The 16,988-nt window shown below is 61.6% G+C and carries 16 protein-coding genes; 7 read left to right on the top strand and 9 right to left on the bottom strand.

Features of this window, described 5'->3' with window-relative positions:
* The first annotated feature begins 212 nt into the window (after positions 1-212).
* The 4 genes from IMX17_RS22250 (at position 213) to IMX17_RS22235 (ending at position 3,371) form a co-directional block, all read left to right on the top strand.
* Positions 213-515 (top strand): hypothetical protein, encoded by a 303-nt coding sequence (locus tag IMX17_RS22250; protein ID WP_193550244.1) that lies wholly within the window; start codon positions 213-215, stop codon positions 513-515.
* A 4-nt stretch (positions 516-519) separates the two neighbouring features.
* Positions 520-744 (top strand): ferrous iron transporter A, encoded by a 225-nt coding sequence (gene feoA, locus IMX17_RS22245; RefSeq protein ID WP_033645291.1) that lies wholly within the window; start codon positions 520-522, stop codon positions 742-744.
* 72 nt (positions 745-816) lie between these two features.
* On the top strand, positions 817-3,132 hold the full coding sequence (gene feoB / locus IMX17_RS22240) for a Fe(2+) transporter permease subunit FeoB (protein ID WP_033645292.1): 2,316 nt from the start codon (positions 817-819) through the stop codon (positions 3,130-3,132).
* Positions 3,132-3,371, top strand: coding sequence for a FeoC-like transcriptional regulator (locus IMX17_RS22235; RefSeq protein ID WP_016930385.1), 240 nt, complete (start codon positions 3,132-3,134; stop codon positions 3,369-3,371). The genes feoB and IMX17_RS22235 overlap by 1 nt, the downstream gene beginning before the upstream one ends.
* A 42-nt stretch (positions 3,372-3,413) precedes the next feature.
* On the opposite strand, the gene IMX17_RS22230 is transcribed toward IMX17_RS22235, so the two are convergent.
* Complete coding sequence (locus IMX17_RS22230) at positions 3,414-3,698, bottom strand: YdgH/BhsA/McbA-like domain containing protein (RefSeq protein WP_004930765.1); 285 nt, start codon at positions 3,696-3,698, stop codon at positions 3,414-3,416.
* Positions 3,699-3,968: 270 nt separating this feature from the next.
* Positions 3,969-4,739: a pimeloyl-ACP methyl ester esterase BioH gene (bioH, locus tag IMX17_RS22225; RefSeq protein ID WP_193550243.1), complete on the bottom strand. Its 771-nt coding sequence runs from the start codon at positions 4,737-4,739 to the stop codon at positions 3,969-3,971.
* Positions 4,740-4,779: 40 nt separating this feature from the next.
* On the opposite strand from bioH, the gene gntX reads away from it, so the two are divergent.
* Positions 4,780-5,463: a DNA utilization protein GntX gene (gene gntX, locus IMX17_RS22220; protein ID WP_182265712.1), complete on the top strand. Its 684-nt coding sequence runs from the start codon at positions 4,780-4,782 to the stop codon at positions 5,461-5,463.
* A gap of 58 nt (positions 5,464-5,521) precedes the next feature.
* The gene (gene nfuA, locus IMX17_RS22215; protein ID WP_004930777.1) at positions 5,522-6,097 is read left to right on the top strand and encodes a Fe-S biogenesis protein NfuA; all 576 of its coding nucleotides are present in this window, start codon (positions 5,522-5,524) and stop codon (positions 6,095-6,097) included.
* A 184-nt stretch (positions 6,098-6,281) separates the two neighbouring features.
* On the opposite strand, the gene malQ is transcribed toward nfuA, so the two are convergent.
* On the bottom strand, positions 6,282-8,375 hold the full coding sequence (gene malQ / locus IMX17_RS22210) for a 4-alpha-glucanotransferase (RefSeq protein ID WP_182265711.1): 2,094 nt from the start codon (positions 8,373-8,375) through the stop codon (positions 6,282-6,284).
* 9 nt (positions 8,376-8,384) lie between these two features.
* Positions 8,385-10,790, bottom strand: coding sequence for a maltodextrin phosphorylase (malP, locus tag IMX17_RS22205; protein ID WP_193550242.1), 2,406 nt, complete (start codon positions 10,788-10,790; stop codon positions 8,385-8,387).
* Between the two features lie 460 nt (positions 10,791-11,250).
* On the opposite strand from malP, the gene malT reads away from it, so the two are divergent.
* Positions 11,251-13,965 (top strand): HTH-type transcriptional regulator MalT, encoded by a 2,715-nt coding sequence (gene malT, locus IMX17_RS22200; protein WP_033651750.1) that lies wholly within the window; start codon positions 11,251-11,253, stop codon positions 13,963-13,965.
* A 3-nt stretch (positions 13,966-13,968) separates the two neighbouring features.
* Here the strand turns inward: malT and IMX17_RS22195 are convergent, their stop codons facing one another.
* From IMX17_RS22195 to ulaB, 5 genes are read right to left on the bottom strand one after another with little or no spacing between them, the layout of a single operon-like run.
* A complete protein-coding gene (locus tag IMX17_RS22195; RefSeq protein ID WP_046688554.1) occupies positions 13,969-14,655 on the bottom strand; it encodes an L-ribulose-5-phosphate 4-epimerase in 687 nt (228 codons plus the stop codon).
* Between the two features lie 4 nt (positions 14,656-14,659).
* Positions 14,660-15,514 carry an L-ribulose-5-phosphate 3-epimerase gene (locus IMX17_RS22190; protein WP_182265710.1) on the bottom strand — a complete coding sequence of 285 codons (855 nt, stop codon included), beginning with the start codon at positions 15,512-15,514 and terminating at the stop codon, positions 14,660-14,662.
* Between the two features lie 9 nt (positions 15,515-15,523).
* A complete protein-coding gene (locus IMX17_RS22185) occupies positions 15,524-16,180 on the bottom strand; it encodes a 3-keto-L-gulonate-6-phosphate decarboxylase UlaD (RefSeq protein WP_182265709.1) in 657 nt (218 codons plus the stop codon).
* A gap of 12 nt (positions 16,181-16,192) precedes the next feature.
* Positions 16,193-16,663, bottom strand: a complete 471-nt coding sequence (gene ulaC / locus IMX17_RS22180; RefSeq protein ID WP_182265708.1) for a PTS ascorbate transporter subunit IIA — start codon at positions 16,661-16,663, stop codon at positions 16,193-16,195.
* A 10-nt stretch (positions 16,664-16,673) separates the two neighbouring features.
* Positions 16,674-16,982 (bottom strand): PTS ascorbate transporter subunit IIB, encoded by a 309-nt coding sequence (gene ulaB / locus IMX17_RS22175; protein WP_033645301.1) that lies wholly within the window; start codon positions 16,980-16,982, stop codon positions 16,674-16,676.
* Positions 16,983-16,988: the final 6 nt, after the last annotated feature.

The raw sequence follows: 16,988 nt of genomic DNA, 5'->3' as shown, positions 1-16,988 counted from the left end.
CTTTTTATTTCCCGTTCTTGTGTGACCGTCCTCCCATTATTCAGCCAGCAAAAATCCCTTCTGCAGCCGTTTATTAACAACTCCGTTAACACGCATTTTTCATCTCGCGAATTGTGAGAGAAACACAAATGGTTACCGCTCGCATTACGGCGGAATAATGTTATTGAATTGCCTTTCACCAGAAATAAAAAAGGAAAAAACGCCATCGCCATTTGCAAACGAGAAAACCTGGCTACAAATACGTAACTGATTTAACTCGCCATTCTCATTTGCCGCTGCGTAAAAGCGGTGGTAAAACGGGGATTATCAAGGGGGCCAGCCAAAAAGCGGCCGCCGCCAAAATAATTGGTTACAATACCCTTACTTTTTGTATTGAACGCGATAATGATAATTACTATTATTTTCGCTCACTTTATTGCATGACCTTATGGATGAATACCGCCGACGGCGTGGCATTTTCGCCGGCAACGTCCAATTATCATCAGCCCGATGCTCATCGGCACCCGGAAGGTTAATGACATGCAGCTTCAACCTAAACGCACATATAAGATTGTCGGCTTTTCCAGCGAGATTGCGCCGGCCTACCGCCAGAAACTGTTATCGCTCGGCATGCTGCCCGGCTCTTCGTTCGACGTGGTGCGCGTCGCGCCGCTGGGCGATCCGATAGAAATTAAAACCCGCCGCGTCAGCCTGGTGCTGCGCAGGAAGGATTTGGCGCTGCTGCAGCTCGACGGCCAGCCCTGAGCCGGCGCGCCCTCCGTTTGCCGGTGCGCCTTTGCGCCGGCGCTGTTCTCCTTGAAGACGACACGCAGAACTATGAAAAAACTCACCATCGGCTTAATCGGCAACCCGAACTCCGGCAAAACCACGCTGTTCAACCAACTGACCGGCGCGCGCCAGCGGGTCGGCAACTGGGCGGGCGTGACGGTCGAACGCAAGGAAGGCCATTTCACCACCCCGCAGTCCGACGTGCGGCTGGTCGATTTGCCCGGCACCTACTCCCTGACCACCATTTCGGAGCAGACGTCGCTCGATGAGCAGATCGCCTGCCACTACATTTTGAGCGGCGACGCCGATCTGCTGATCAACGTGGTGGATGCCTCCAACCTGGAACGCAACCTCTACCTGACGCTGCAGCTGCTGGAGCTGGGCATTCCCTGCATCGTGGCGCTCAACATGCTCGACATCGCCAAAAGCCAGCATATCGATATCGACGTCGCCGCCCTGTCGGCGCGCCTCGGTTGCCCGGTAGTGCCGATGGTCTCCACCCGCGCCGACGGCATCGGCGTGCTGAAACAAATGATCGACAATCATCGCATCAACGAACAGCAGGCGCTGGTGAACTACCCGCCGCTGCTGCTGAAAGAGGTCGCCACGCTGAGCGACGCCATGCCGCAAACGCTGCCGGCGGCGCAGCGCCGCTGGCTGGCGCTGCAGATGCTGGAGGGCGACATCTACAGCCATCGTCTGGCCGGCCCCGCCGTGGCGCGGCTGCCAGCGGCCATTCAGGCGCTGCAACAGCAGCAGCAGGAGGACCCGGCGCTGGTGATCGCCGACGCGCGCTACCAGTCCATCGCCGCCCTGTGCGACGCGGTCAGCAACTCGCAGCAGGCGATGCCCAACCGCCTGACCGACATGCTGGATAAAGTGATCCTCAACCGCTGGCTGGGCGTACCGATCTTCCTGCTGGTGATGTACCTGATGTTCCTGCTGGCGATCAATATCGGCGGCGCGCTGCAGCCGATCTTCGATATCGGCTCGGCGGCGATCTTCATTCAGGGCATTCAGTGGCTCGGCTATACCCTGCACTTCCCCGACTGGCTGACCGTCTTCCTGGCGCAGGGCGTCGGCGGCGGCATCAACACCGTGCTGCCGCTGGTGCCGCAGATCGGCATGATGTACCTGTTCCTGTCGTTCCTGGAAGACTCCGGCTACATGGCGCGCGCGGCGTTCGTGATGGATCGCCTGATGCAGGCGCTCGGGCTGCCGGGCAAATCCTTCGTGCCGCTGATCGTCGGCTTCGGCTGCAACGTGCCGTCCATCATGGGTGCCCGTACGCTGGACGCCCAACGCGAACGCCTGATCACCATCATGATGGCGCCGTTCATGTCCTGCGGCGCCCGTCTGGCGATCTTCGCAGTGTTCGCCGCCGCGTTCTTCGGCCAGGACGGCGCCGGCGTGGTGTTCTCGCTGTATATGCTCGGCATCGCGGTGGCGATCCTGACCGGCCTGGTGCTGAAATACACCCTCATGCGCGGCGAAGCCTCGCCGTTCGTGATGGAGCTGCCGGTCTACCACGTGCCGCACCTGAAAAGCCTGCTGCTGCAAACCTGGCAGCGGCTGAAAGGCTTCGTGTTGCGCGCCGGCAAGGTGATCGTGGTCGCCAGCATGTTTATCGGCGGCCTGAACAGTTTCTCGTTCAGCGGCAAAACGGTCGACAACATCAACGACTCCGCGCTGGCTTCGGTCTCCAAGGTGCTGACGCCGCTGCTGCAGCCGATGGGCGTCCACAGCGATAACTGGCAGGCCACCGTCGGCCTGGTGACCGGCGCGATGGCGAAAGAAGTGGTGGTCGGCACGCTGAACACGCTGTACACCGCCGAGCATATTAACAAAGAGGCGTTCGACGCCGCCAACTTCAACCTGCTCGACGAGCTGGGCGGCGCGCTGCAGGAAACCTGGGACGGCCTGAAAAACACCTTCAGCCTGAGCGTGCTCTCCAACCCGATCGAAGCCAGCAAGGGCGACGGCGAGATGGGCGTCGGCTCGATGGGGGTAATGAGCAGCAAATTCGGCTCAGGCATCTCCGCCTACAGCTACCTGATCTTCGTGCTGCTGTATGTGCCTTGCGTCTCGGTGATGGGCGCCATCGCCCGTGAATCGAGCCGCGGCTGGATGACCTTCTCCATCCTGTGGGGACTGAACGTTGCCTATTCGCTGGCAACGCTGTTCTATCAGGCGGCCACCTTCAACCAACACCCGCAGTACAGCCTGACGGCGATCCTGGCGGTGGTGCTGGTAAACCTGCTGGTGCTGTTTGGCCTGCGCCGGGCGCGCAGCCGCGTCACGGTTCGCTTGGGCAACGCCACGCCGGCGGCCTGCTGTCAGGGCGCCAAAGGGAGCTGCCACTGATGGCCGGGCTGCTGCAGGTGCGCGATGCGTTGGCGCTGCGCGGCAGCGCCCAGGCGCAGCAGCTCAGCCAATCGCTGGCGACGCCGCTGCCGCTGGTGCAGGCGATGCTGGACCGTTTGACGGCGATGGGGAAAGTGGAACGCATCGAACAGGATGGCGGCGCCTGTCTGAGCGGCGGCTGCAAAAGCTGCCCGCAGGGCCAGGGGTGCAGCACGGTGTTCTACCGGCTGAAGGCCTAACGTTCAGGGGCGCCGCTGCGGGCGCCCCTGAACGTTCAAGGCTTATTGCTTGTCTTTGTAAACTTCGGCGATGGCGCTGAATTTACCGTGTTCGCGGCCTGCCAGGATCACGTAGTATTGACCGCCCTTTTCGTCCGCCAGTTTGGACAGCTCTTCCTTGGCATCCATCGGCGACGTGGTTTCCGCCGTGGTGGTGACGGTGCCGATCTTCTCGTATTTACCCGGATTCTTATCCAGATCTTCCTTGGTCAGCAGGGTTGCCGCCATGGAGCCGAAAGACACCGAACCCAGCACTGCCGCTGCAATAATCATCTTCAATGATTTCATGACACTAACCTCTCAATGGATAATTTATCTGTTATGAAAGCCGTCCTGGATCCATGCGTAGTACTGCAGGCTGCCGCGACATCCTCAGGCCTCGTTGCTTTCCCTGACGGGGCCTGTTTCCCAGAGACGAAACGCCAAAATGAAAATCGCCGCACGCGGTCTTTTCATTTTGCAGCCAACGCATTGACTCACTAAGTATTGAACAGCTTTGTCTTTTATCCACCCGGCAACGTTTTTTTTCGCGCTCTATTGTGCGTTTTCACGCTGCATTCAATGTGCTGCAATAAACGCTTCGATCATCGTCACAAATTCATCGGGATGAGAGATAAACGGCGCATGGGCGGCTTTGGCCACGATCTGTGACGTGGAGTTCGGCCAGGCGGCGTCGAGCAGCTCGGCGACCTTGCGCGGCACCAGCCCGTCCAGATAGCCATAGATCCGCAGCAGCGGCAGATCCAGCTCCGCCAGCGGCGCGCGCAGATCGGCAGTGCGCAGGATCTCCAGCCCACCGTTCAATACTTCGACGCTCGGCGTCGGCTGGTTGAGCACCACCGCTTTCAGCTGGCGCGCATCCTGACGCGCGCTCTCGGTGCCCAGCGTCTGCAGCGCCAGAAAACGCTCGACGGTGCGCTGGAAATCCAGGCTTAGCTGGTGCTGGAAACCGCTCAGCACATCCGGACGGATCCCCGGCCACGCATCGCGGGCGGCAAAGCACGGCGAGGAGGCCACGGTGATAAGCCCGCTGACCCGCTGCGGCTGCATCAGCGCCGCCTGGCTGGCCACCAGCCCGCCGAGCGACCAGCCGAGCCACCAGGCCTGCGGCGGGGCGGCCGCCAGCACGATTTCCGTCATCTGCGCCAGCGACAGGGCGCCGCCCCCCTGGCTGCGGCCGTACCCCGGCAGATCGACCAGGTGCAGGCGAAAATGCGGCGTCAGCCGCGCCTGAATGCAACTCCACACTTCGGCGTTCAACCCCCAGCCGTGCAGCAGCACAAGATCGCGTTCGCCTTCACCTATTGTTTGCCAGTACAGCGCTGTCATTGGTTATTGTCCTTTCATGCTTACCCGTCTCGGAGACGCTATGCTATCAATCCGCAGCCGCTGTTGGCTATGCCGACAGCCATTGAGCCTGATGCGTCATGGCCTCTGCAGCTGCTGCCTGCGTCACCTGCCGGCCAGACCGCCGTGTTGCCCGCGCTGCGGGCTGCCCGCCGGGGAGACGCGCACGCCCTGCGGCCGCTGCCTGCAACGGCCACCGCCCTGGCAACGGCTGGTGTTCGTCGGCGACTACGTGACGCCGCTCAGCCTGCTGGTAAAAAGGTTCAAGTTCCACCGCGCGCCCGAGCTGGCGCCGGCGCTGGCGCGCCTGATGCTGTTGCGCTGGCAGCAGGCGCGCGCAGAGCAGTATCTGAACAGACCCGACCTGATTTTGGCGGTACCCTTGCATGCAACACGCTGCTGGCGCCGTGGCTATAACCAGAGCGATCTGCTGGCCCGGCCGCTGGCGCGCTGGTTGGGTTGCGCCTACCGGCCCGCCGCCTTGCGCCGGGTGCGCAAAACCGCCCTGCAACAGCGGCTGAGCGCCTCTGCCCGCAGACGCAATCTGCAGCGCGCGTTCGTCTGTACCGTGCCGGTCGCCGGCCGGCATATCGCCCTGGTGGATGACGTGGTGACCACCGGCAGCACCGTCTCGGCGATCGCGGCGCTGCTGCGGCGGCAAGGCGCCGCCTCGGTGCAGATATGGTGCGTTTGCCGCACGTTGTAGTGCCACGGCAATGGGCGTATTATAACCGACTATAGAAGTCAACTATTGAGCTAATGCTATGATCCGTATAACAGATGCTGCACAGGAACACTTTGCCAAACTGCTGGCAAATCAAGAAGAAGGCACCCAAATCCGCGTATTCGTGATCAACCCGGGCACGCCGACGGCCGAATGCGGTGTCTCTTATTGCCCGCCGGACGCGGTAGAAGCGACGGATACCGAACTGAAGTTCGACAAACTGTCCGCCTATGTCGATGAACTGAGCGCGCCGTATCTGGAAGACGCCGAAATCGACTTCGTGACCGACCAGCTGGGTTCTCAGCTGACGCTGAAGGCGCCGAACGCCAAGATGCGCAAGGTCGATGACGACGCGCCGCTGATGGAACGCGTGGAATACGTGCTGCAGTCGCAGATCAACCCACAGCTGGCGGGCCACGGCGGCCGCGTAACGCTGATGGAGATCACCGACGACAACATGGCTATTCTGCAGTTCGGCGGCGGTTGCAACGGCTGTTCGATGGTCGACGTCACGCTGAAAGAAGGCATCGAGAAAGAGCTGCTGCAGAAGTTCCCGGAGCTGAAAGGCGTGCGTGATTTGACCGAGCACCAGCGCGGCGAGCACTCCTACTACTGATACCCTTCTTACTTGAAGTTGCAGCGTTGTTGGCCGCATGCGCGCACCCCAGTCACTTACTTAAGTAAGTTCCTGGGGATTTACGCACTTGCCGCCTAGCTGCAACGCCAATTAATTCGGGTATCCGTCATTTGGATGGGACTAAAGTTCTCGTCCTTTGACCTAATACAACGACACCTCATCGTCACCCCACCGACACCTTACGTCGGCGCTTGTCCAAATCCTTCAGCAGCCGGTTTATCCGCGGGTCGGCGAACATATCTTCCAGCGTTTGAGTCAGCTTGCGCCGCCAGTTAGGATACTGATCGCTGGTGCCGGGGATGTTGACCGGATCGGCCATGTCCAGCCAGTCTTCCGGCTGCAGGCCAAGCAAGGCGCTGGCGCTGTCGGCGACATAACGCTGCAGGCCGCGGTTGAGCAGCGGGCTCATGCCGAGCAGCGCCGCCTTCTTGCCCACCTTCTGCGGCACGCAGCCATAACGATGCAATCCATCCAGCAGCCCCTGCTTGGCGCGTTCCCGATCGGCGAACAGCGCCCGCAGGATTTCCGCATCCGGGTAGAGACCCAGCCGGTTGCCGAGCGTCAGATCGTCGCTTTGCCAGTAGCCGCGCAGCGTCGGCAGATCGTGAGTGGTGATGGTCGCCATCGCCTGCACCGGATAGGCCTGCGGCGCGCGGAAATGGTGTTCGCCGTCGCTTTCGAAATAGAGCACTTTGTAGGAATAGACGCCGCTGTCGCGCAGCTTGCCGACGATTTCCACCGGCACCGTACCGAGATCCTCGCCGATCACCATGCAGCGATGGCGCTGGCTTTCCAGCGCCAGCACCGCCAGCAGATCGTCCACCGGGTATTTGACGTAGGCGCCGCGATCGGCTGTTTCACCATACGGGATCCACCACAGCCGCAGCAGCGCCATGACGTGATCGATACGCAGCGCGCCACAGCTGGTCATGTTGGCGCGCAAAAGATCGATGAACGGCTGATACCCGCGCGCCGCCATCACGTGCGGATCCATCGGCGGCAGGCCCCAGTTTTGCCCCAGCGGGCCCAGAATATCCGGCGGTGCCCCGACCGACGCTTTCAGGCAGTACAGCTCGCGGTCACACCAGGTTTCCGCCCCGCCTTCCGCCACCCCGACCGCCAGATCGCGATACAGGCCGATCGGCATCTGCTGCTGCCTGCTCTGGTCAAAACACTGCGCGAACTGGGTGGCCGCCAGCCACTGCAGCCACAGGTAAAAACGAACCGTTTCCTGGTGTTCAGCGCAGAACTGCCGCACCGCTTCGCTATCCCCCTGCCGATAACGTTCGGGCCAGGCCGGCCAGCCCCACTGGCTGATGTCATCCGCCGCCAAATGGGCATGCAGCGCGTCGAAGGCCGCCTGCCGGTACAGGCTGTCGCCGCCGTCCGTCACGAATTGCTCGAACGCCTGACGCTGCGCGTCGTTTGGCTTGCGCGCCTGAAATACCGGAAACGCCAGCTTCAGCGCCGCCAGTTTCAGCTGCATCACGGCGGTGTAATCCACCCACTCCGCAGCGCGCGCCTTGGCCAGCTGTTTCTGCGTCGCCGGCTTCTGCCACCAGCGCTGCGCCGCGTCGCTGCGCTGGAAATCCTCCACCGCGTTGACGTCGATATACGCCAGGTTCAGCCAGCGGCGCGACGAGGGGCTGTAAGGGCTGGCGCTCTCCGGGTTGGCGGGGTACAGCGCATGGATCGGGTTGAGGCCGACGAAAGCGCCACCGCGTTTCCCCACCTCTTCCACCATCAGGCGCAGATCGCCGAAATCGCCGATGCCCCAGTTGCGATCGGAGCGCAGCGTGTACAGCTGAACGCAGGCGCCCCACAGCTTTTTGCCGGTCAACAAGGCGTCCGGCTCGAAGCAGCGCCTCGGCGCGACGATCACTCGGCATGACCACTGCCGTGCGCCCTGGCTCAACGTCAATTGGTGGTAACCCGCCGGCAGCTCACCGGGCAGCGTCAGGGTCTTGCGCGCGCCGACGCGCCCCTGCAGGCATTCGCCGTCTTCACGCTGCAGCGCCCACAGGTATTCGCCTTCGCCCGTCGGCGTCAGCGCCAACGGCGCGCCCTGATAGAACACCTTGACCGCCGGTAACGGCGGCGGCGCGGTATCCTGCACCGCATCATCGGGCCACTTCATGGCCGCCAGCAGCTTGCGCTTGGTCTGCGGCTCAATCGCCTGCCGTTTGCCGTGAGCATTGATGAAATCGGCAGCGATCCCCGCCTGCGCTGCCGCCTGATCGATACGCTTGCGATCCATTCGCTCTCCTTAACGTTTGGCTTGCCAGATGCGCTGCTGGTAATCGCGGATCGAGCGATCCGAGCTGAACATGCCGACGCGCGCGGTGTTAAGGATAGTCCGCCGCGTCCACTCGTCCCGATCGCGATACAGCTCATCGACCCGGCGCTGCGCCTGGCAGTACGAGGCAAAGTCCGCCAGCACCAGATAGGGATCGCCGCCTTCCAGCAGGCTGTGCAGCATCATGTCGAATGCGTGCTTGTCGCCGTGGCTGAAAGCGCCGCTCGCCAGCTCGTCCAAAATCGCCTTCAGGTGCTTGTCCTTCTTGCGGTAGCTGAGCGGATCGTAGCCCTTCGCCACTATCGCCTTCACCTGCTCCACGGTATTGCCGAAGATAAAGATGTTGTCTTCGCCCACCTGCTCGGCGATTTCGACGTTGGCGCCGTCCAGCGTGCCGACCGTCAGCGCGCCGTTCAGCGCCAGTTTCATGTTGCCGGTGCCGGAGGCCTCTTTACCGGCGGTGGAGATCTGCTCGGAGATATCCGCCGCCGGGATCATCAGTTCGGCCACCGACACGCGGTAGTCCGGGATAAACGCCACTTTCAGGCGATCCTTCACCAGCGGATCGTTGTTGATCTTCTCGGCCGCCTGATTGATGGCGTAGATGATGTTCTTCGCCAGGTAGTAGCCCGGCGCCGCCTTGGCGCCGAACAGGAACACGCGCGGCACGATGTCCAGATTCGGGTTGTCGCGCAGCTGGCGATACAGCGACAGGATGTGCAGCAGATTCAGGTGCTGGCGTTTGTACTCGTGCAAGCGTTTGATCTGCACGTCGAAGATTGCGTCCGGATCGAGCTTCAGCCCCATCACGCCGTGCACGTACTGAGCCAGCGCCACCTTGTTGTCGCGTTTGATCTGCTGATAACGCTGGCGGAACGCCGCGTCGTCGGCGAATTTCTCCAGCCCGCGCAGCGCGTCAAGATCGCCCGCCCACTCCACCTTCAGCGTCTCGTCGATCAAGCCTGACAGCGCCGGGTTGCACTGTTTCAGCCAACGCCGCGGCGTGATGCCGTTGGTGACGTTATGGAATTTGTTCGGCCACAGCTGGTGATATTCCGGGAACAGATCCTTCACCACCAGATCCGAATGCAGCTGCGCCACGCCGTTGACCGCAAAGCCGCTGACCACGCACAGGTTGGCCATGCGCACCTGCTTGTCATGCTGCACCGCCAGCTTGGCCCACATCGCCTCGTCGCCCGGCCAGTGCTTATCCACCAATTTTTTAAACCTGGCGTTGATCTGTTTGATGATGGAGAAATGGCGCGGCAGCAAGCTGCGCACCAATTTTTCATCCCAGCGCTCCAGCGCTTCCGGCATCAGAGTGTGGTTGGTGTAGGCGAAGGTGTTGCTGGTGATCGCCCAGGCCGCCTCCCACTCCAGCTGGTGCTCGTCCAGCAGAATGCGCAGCATTTCCGGAATGGCGATGGTCGGGTGGGTGTCGTTCAGCTGGATCACTTCATACTTCGGCAGTTCTTCAATCTTGCGGCCGGCCTGATGGTGCTTGCGCAAAATGTCCGCCACCGAGCAGGCGCACTGGAAATACTGCTGCATCAAGCGCAGGCGCTTGCCGGCCTGATGGTTGTCGTTCGGGTAGAGCACCTTGGTCAGCTTGTCGGCTTCTACGCCCTGCTTCTCAGCCTGCAGGAATTTGCCGTCGTTGAAATCGCTCAGGTTGAACGGATGCTGATGGGTCGCCTGCCACAGACGCAGCGGCTGCGCCACGCCGTTGCGATACCCCAGCACCGGCAGGTCCCAGGCTTCGCCGCGCAGGGTGAAGGCCGGGCGCCACAATTCGCGGCCGTCGGCCTGCTTCTCCAGCTTGCCGCCGATGCCCACGTCCACCGCTAATGCGGCGTTGTGGCGGAACCACGGATAGCTCTCGCGTTGCCAGTTATCCGGCGCCTCTTGCTGTTGCCCACCCTGGAACGACTGGCGGAACAGCCCGTACTGGTAGTTCAGCCCATAGCCGGTGGCCGGTTGTTCCACCGTCGCCATCGAGTCGAGGAAACAGGCCGCCAAACGCCCCAGCCCGCCGTTGCCCAACGCCGGATCGGTTTCCTGCTCCAGCAGATCCGCCAGCTTGACGTTCTGCTCGGCCAGCGCCTGCTCGACGGTGTCGTACCAGCCCAGGTTGATCAGGTTGTTCGCCGTCAACCGGCCGATCAGAAACTCCATCGAGATGTAGTTCACGTGACGCAGCGGTTTGGCGCTTTTGCGCGGCGCCGGCTGTGCGGCCAGTTGCTCGGCCAGCGCCGCACTGACGGCTTCCCACCATTGATGTTGCGTCATTTGCTGCGCGGAACTGAGGCCGAACCGTTGCCACTGACGGGCGAGCGCCGCCAGAAAAGCATCCTTCTTGAGCGTAGGCTGTGACATAAGGAAAACTCTCTATCCAGTAAGTGGGTCAAATTGCCGCTATCGTGCCGGTGAGAAAGCCTGACGGCATCATCCCGCCTGGGGATTAGCTGGGGAGGAGGATTGGGGCGTAGCTGGAATTGTGATCTCAGGCACTTTTTGACTCCCTTGCAACGATGCAAAAAAGCCCGCCAACGCGTGCGGCGAGCACTGAGAACGTTAACCATGACGTTAGCACAAGTATTCGCGCTGCTGAAGTTTTGTCCATGGCCGGAAATGCGATCCACAACCGTATCGCCGTACTCCGACGCCAAACGTAAAAAAGTGTGATCGATAGCAACTTAACTCCAAGCCGATGCGGAAGCTTGTTGCAATACGTTTAGGGTTGGCAGAAGTTAGGGGGAGCTATTAATTACGAACCATAAAATAATTAGCGCCACTCCAATCCCGGCGGGAACCGCGATTTATATCCTGGAATACTATGCTGATCCCATCAAAACTGAGCCGCCCGGTACGGCTGCAAAATACCGTGATCCGCGATCGCCTGCTGGCCAAACTGGCCAGCGCGGGCAACTATCGTCTGACACTGGTCAATTGCCCGGCGGGATACGGGAAAACCACGCTGATCGCCCAATGGGCGGCCGGCAAGGCCGATCTGGGCTGGTATTCCCTGGATGAGAGCGACAACCAGCCGGAGCGTTTCGCCAGCTACCTGATCGCGGCGCTGCAGCAGGCCAGCGGCGGCCGCTGCGTCAAGAGCGAGGCGCTGAGCCAGAAGCACCAGTACGCCAGCCTGTCTGCGCTGTTCGCCCAGCTGTTTATCGAGCTGGCCGACTGGCATCAACCGCTGTACCTGGTGATCGACGACTATCACCTGATCACCAACGACGCCATTCACGAAGCCATGCGCTTTTTCCTGCGCCATCAGCCGGAAAACCTGACGCTGATCCTGCTCTCGCGCACCCTGCCGCCGCTCGGCATCGCCAACCTGCGGGTGCGCGATCAGCTGCTGGAAATGGGCACGCAGCAGCTGGCGTTCACCCATCAGGAAGCCAAACAGTTCTTCGATTGCCGCCTGGCGGCGCCGATGGAACAGCAGGACAGCAGCCGCCTGTGCGACGAAGTCGAAGGCTGGGCCACCGCGCTGCAGCTGATCGCGCTGTCGGCCCGCCAATCCGCCTCCTCGGCCCAACTGTCGGCCAAGCGGCTGGCGGGGCTGAACGCCAGCCATCTGTCCGACTATCTGGTGGACGAAGTGCTGGATCACGTCGATGCCGATGCGCGCGCCTTCCTGCTGCGCTGTTCGGTGCTGCGCTCAATGAACGATGCGCTGATCGTGCGGCTGACCGGCGAAGACAACGGCCAGCAGCGGCTGGAGGAGCTGGAGCGCCAGGGGCTGTTTATCCACCGCATGGACGACACCGGCGAATGGTTCAACTTCCACCCGCTGTTCGCCTCTTTCCTGCGCCAGCGTTGCCAGTGGGAACTGGCGCTGGAGCTGCCGGGGTTGCACCGCGCCGCCGCCGAAGGCTGGCTGGCGCTGGGGTATCCGGCGGAGGCCATTCACCACGCGCTGGCGGCCAGCGACGTCAGCATGCTGCGCGATATCCTGCTGCAACACGCCTGGTCGCTGTTCCACCACAGCGAACTGGCCTTGCTGGAGGAGTGCCTCAACGCGCTGCCGTATGAGCGCCTGATCCAAAACCCCAAGCTGGCGCTGCTGCAGGCCTGGCTGGCGCAGAGCCAGCACCGCTACAGCGAAGTCAACACTCTGCTGGAGCGCGCCGAGCGCACCATGCGCGAACAGAAAATCGAGATAGACCAAACGCTGCACGCCGAGTTCGACGCCTTGCGCGCCCAGGTGGCGATCAACGCCGGCAAACCGGAAGAAGCCGAGCGGCTGGCGACCGAAGCGTTGAAATTCCTGCCGCTGTCCAGCTACTACAGCCGCATCGTCGCCACCTCGGTGACCGGCGAAGTGCACCACTGCAAGGGCGAACTGGCGCGCGCGCTGCCGATGATGCAGCAGACCGAGCAGATGGCGCGTCGTCATCAGGCGAACCATTACGCGCTCTGGGCGCTGCTGCAGCAAAGCGAAATCCTTATCGCCCAAGGCTTCCTGCAGGCCGCTTACGAAACCCAGGATAAGGCGTTCGAACTGATCCGCGAGCAGCACCTGGAACAGCTGCCGATGCACGAATTCCTGTTGCGCATCCGCGCCCAGATCCTGTGGTCATGGTCGCGCTTGGACGAAGCGGAAGACGCGGCGCGAGCCGGGCTGAAAATTCTGGCCAACTACCAACCGCAGCAGCAACTGCAGTGCATCGCCATGTTGGCCAAATGCTCGCTGGCGCGCGGCGATCTGGACAATGCCAATACCCATCTGCAGCGCTGCGAAACCCTGCTGCACGGCGCCCACTATCATCGCGACTGGCTGACCAACACCGACAAGTCGCGGGTGATCCACTGGCAGATGACCGGCGACACCGCCGCCGCCGCCCAGTGGCTGCGCCACACCGAAAAGCCCGGCATGGCGGACAACCACTTCACGCAGGGGCAATGGCGCAACATCGCGCGAGTGCAGATCCTGCTCGGCCAGTATGAAGAGGCCGGCGTGGTGCTGGATGAACTGAACGAAAATGCCCGCCGCCTGCGGCTGGTGAGCGATCTCAACCGTAATCTGCTGCTCAGCAACCAGCTCTACTGGCTGCAAGAGCGCAAGGGCGAAGCGCAGCAGGCGCTGATCGAAGCGCTGTCGCTGGCCAACCGCACCGGCTTTATCAGCCACTTCGTCATCGAAGGCGAAGCGATGGCGCAGCAGCTGCGCCAGCTGATCCAGCTCAACACGCTGCCGGAGCTGGAACAGCATCGCGCCCAGCGCATCCTGCGCGACATCAACCAGCATCATCGGCACAAGTTCGCGCATTTCGACGAGAACTTCGTCGATAAGCTGCTGACCCATCCGCAGGTGCCGGAACTGATCCGCACCAGTCCGTTGACCCAACGCGAATGGCAGGTACTGGGGCTGATCTATTCCGGTTACAGCAACGACCAGATCGCCGGTGAGTTGGATGTAGCGGCCACCACCATCAAGACCCATATCCGCAATCTGTACCAGAAGCTGGGCGTGGCCCATCGCCAGGAAGCGGTGCAGCAAGCGCAGCAGCTGCTGAAGATGATGGGGTACGGCGCCTGATAGTCAGCGCTGGCCGTAATAAGCGCCGGCGCCATGTTTGCGGCTGAAATGTTTCGCCGACAGGTGTTCATCGATCCGGCGCAGGCCAGGGTTAATGCCCCGGCTGATCCACGCCATCTTAGCCACCTCCTCGAGCACCACCGCGTTATGCACCGCCTCATCCGGCGAGCAGCCCCAACTAAACGGGCCATGCTGATACGCCAGAATACCGGGAATGTGCAACGGCTCGCGCCCGCACAGGGTTTCGATAATCACCCGACCGGTGTTCAATTCATATTCCCGCGCCACCTCTTCCGCCGTCAGCGCGCGGGTGCAAGGAATGTCGCCGGAAAAATAGTCGGCATGGGTGGTGCCGAACGCCGGTATCGCCTCACCCGCCTGGGCCCAGGCGGTGGCGTGAGTGGAATGCGTATGCACGACGCCGCCGAGTTGTGGGAATGCCCGGTACAGCGCCAGATGCGTCGGCGTATCGGATGAAGGCCGCAGTTGTCCCTCAACAACCTCCCCTCGCGCATTCACCACCACCATATCTTCCGCCCGCATCGTTTCATAAGGCACGCCGCTGGGTTTTATCACCATCAGATCGCTGGCCCGATCGATGCCGCTGACATTCCCCCAGGTATAGGTCACCAGCCCGTGCTCAGGCAGCGCCATATTGGCTTTGTAGACCTGCCATTTCAGTTGTTCCAGCATGTTAGCTCCCTATTTCCAACCCGGCCTCTGCCATGCGTTCAACCACCCAGGCACGCGCCTCCCGCACCGCCTGCAGCGGGTCGGGCGCCTTCTCGCTCCACATTTCGAGCAGATAGGGGCCGCGATAGCCGCTCGCAAGCAGCGTTTCGAAGCAGCGGGTGAAATCGACCACGCCCTCGCCGAACGGCACGTTCTTAAACTCTCCCGGCCGCGTATCCTTAACGTGCACCGCCACGATATGCCCGCGTCCGGCTACGAGCTCCATCTGTACATCGTTGTCCCAGGCAGACAAATTGCCGATGTCCGGGTACAGCTGAAACCATGGGTTATTCAGGTAGTGGGCATAGCCCAGCGCCTTGCTGACCGAATTCATCAGCGGATAGTCCATGATTTCCATCGCCAACATGACCTGAGCGCGGCTGGCCATCTCCACCGCCTGCGCCAATCCGGCGCGGAACCGGGCGCGGGTCTGCGCAGTAGACTGCTGGTAATAAACGTCATACCCGGCCAGTTGGATCACCCGGATGCCGGTATCCTGCGCCAGCCGAATAGCCTTGCGCAGGATTTCCAGCCCCTGTTCCCGCACCGCGTCGTCTTCGCTGCCCAACGGAAAACGCCGGTGGGCGCTGAGGCACAGTGAAGGCACCCGCACGCCGCTCGCTGCAACGGCGTTGACCAACGCGAGCCGCTGTTCGGCGCTCCAGTCCAGCCGCGCCAGACGGCCGTCGCTTTCATCGATCGACATTTCAACGAAATCGAATCCCAACTCCCCCGCCAGTTGCAAGCGCGTCAGCCAGTCCTCACCCGGCGGCAACGCTTTCTCGTAGATGCCCAACGGTACGGATTTTTGCAACATAACCGCTCCTCAGCCCCACAGTTGGGCGATGACGCGTTTAAATTCCCGCGCCGCCGCGACCGGATCGGCGGCATCGCGAATGCTGCGCCCGGCGATAAAGACATGGATGGGAATGCCCCGGAACAGAGGCAAATCCGCCAATGACAATCCGCCGGTAACCGTCACCTTGAAACCCATCTCGTTCAGGCGATGAACCGCGCGGATATCGTCATCGCTCCAGGCGACGCCCGCCGCCTGCGCGTCACGGCTGCGGTGATACACCACCTGACCAATACCCGCCTCACGCCACGCCTGCGCCTGTTCCCAGGTCCAAAATCCCGTCAGTTCGATCTGCACGTCGCCACCGAACTCATGCGCCACCTGCAGCGCGCCCTTGGCCGTATTGATGTCAGCGCAGCAGATCACCGTGATCCAGTCGGCGTGCGCCTCGAAGCACATCCGCGCCAAAATTTGCCCCGCATCGGCGATTTTCGCGTCCGCCAACACGATGCGATCCGGATACAGCGCTTTCAGATCGCGCACGGCCCGTACGCCTTCCGCCACACACAAAATAGTGCCGACCTCAATGATGTCGACTTCGGCCGCGATCAGGCGCGTCGTATTGTAAGCCGCGGCCATGGACAGGTTATCCAGCGCCACTTGCAGCATCGGTAAATGCGTTTTCATTGCATGTCTCCTTCAATTCGCCGCCGCCGCGGACGTTTTTTCGATCAACGCCAGTACCTCGCTCGCGCGGCGACAGGCCCGCAAGCGATCGAAGTTCGCCTCATCTTCGAACAGGTTCACTACCTGCATGATGCCCACCTCCTGATGCGTTTTGGCGTCCACCGCCGCCATGGTGATCAAGATGTCTATCGGATCGTTGTCCTCATCGCCGAAGCACACCGGCGTTTTCAAGGTGACCAAGGCGAAGCCGGTTTTCAGCACCCCTTCCTCTGGCCGACCGTGCGGCATCGCCAGGCCCGGCGCCAACACGAAGTAAGGGCCGTGCCGTTCGACGCCGGCCAGGATGGCGTCGAAATAGCGAGGCTCCACCACGCCGGCGGCCACCAACAGATCGACCCCCAGCCGCACCGCCTGCCGCCAGTCGGCAGCCTCCGCCTGCAGGTGAATAGCGTTGTTCTGCGCCAACGAATCGCTCAGTTTCATGACTCGCTCCTCACTGCTTCAAATCTTGCGGAAAATGCGCGCCGATGACTTCCATCAGCTTCGGACCGAAGTCGGCCGCCGAGAGCATATTGCGCACCCCGACCACGTATTTGTTGCCGCTGACGACGATCTCATCCGCGACATGGGTGGAAGCGATGATGATGTCAGCCCCGCTCAACTCGGATTTGTATTCCCCCACCGCACAGCTGTTGACCGAATGATCCACGCCTTGCTGCGTTAAAAATTGGTCGACTTTCATTTTCATGATCATGGAACTGCCTTGTCCGCAACCGCACACCGCCAGGATTCGTACCGTCATAATCTG

It is taken from the genome of Serratia sp. X3 (genome assembly GCF_014982455.1).
Classification (GTDB): Bacteria; Pseudomonadota; Gammaproteobacteria; order Enterobacterales; family Enterobacteriaceae; genus Serratia; species Serratia ureilytica.
Note: the sequence above shows the minus strand (reverse complement) of the source record. Positions and strands in the feature narration are given on the sequence as shown.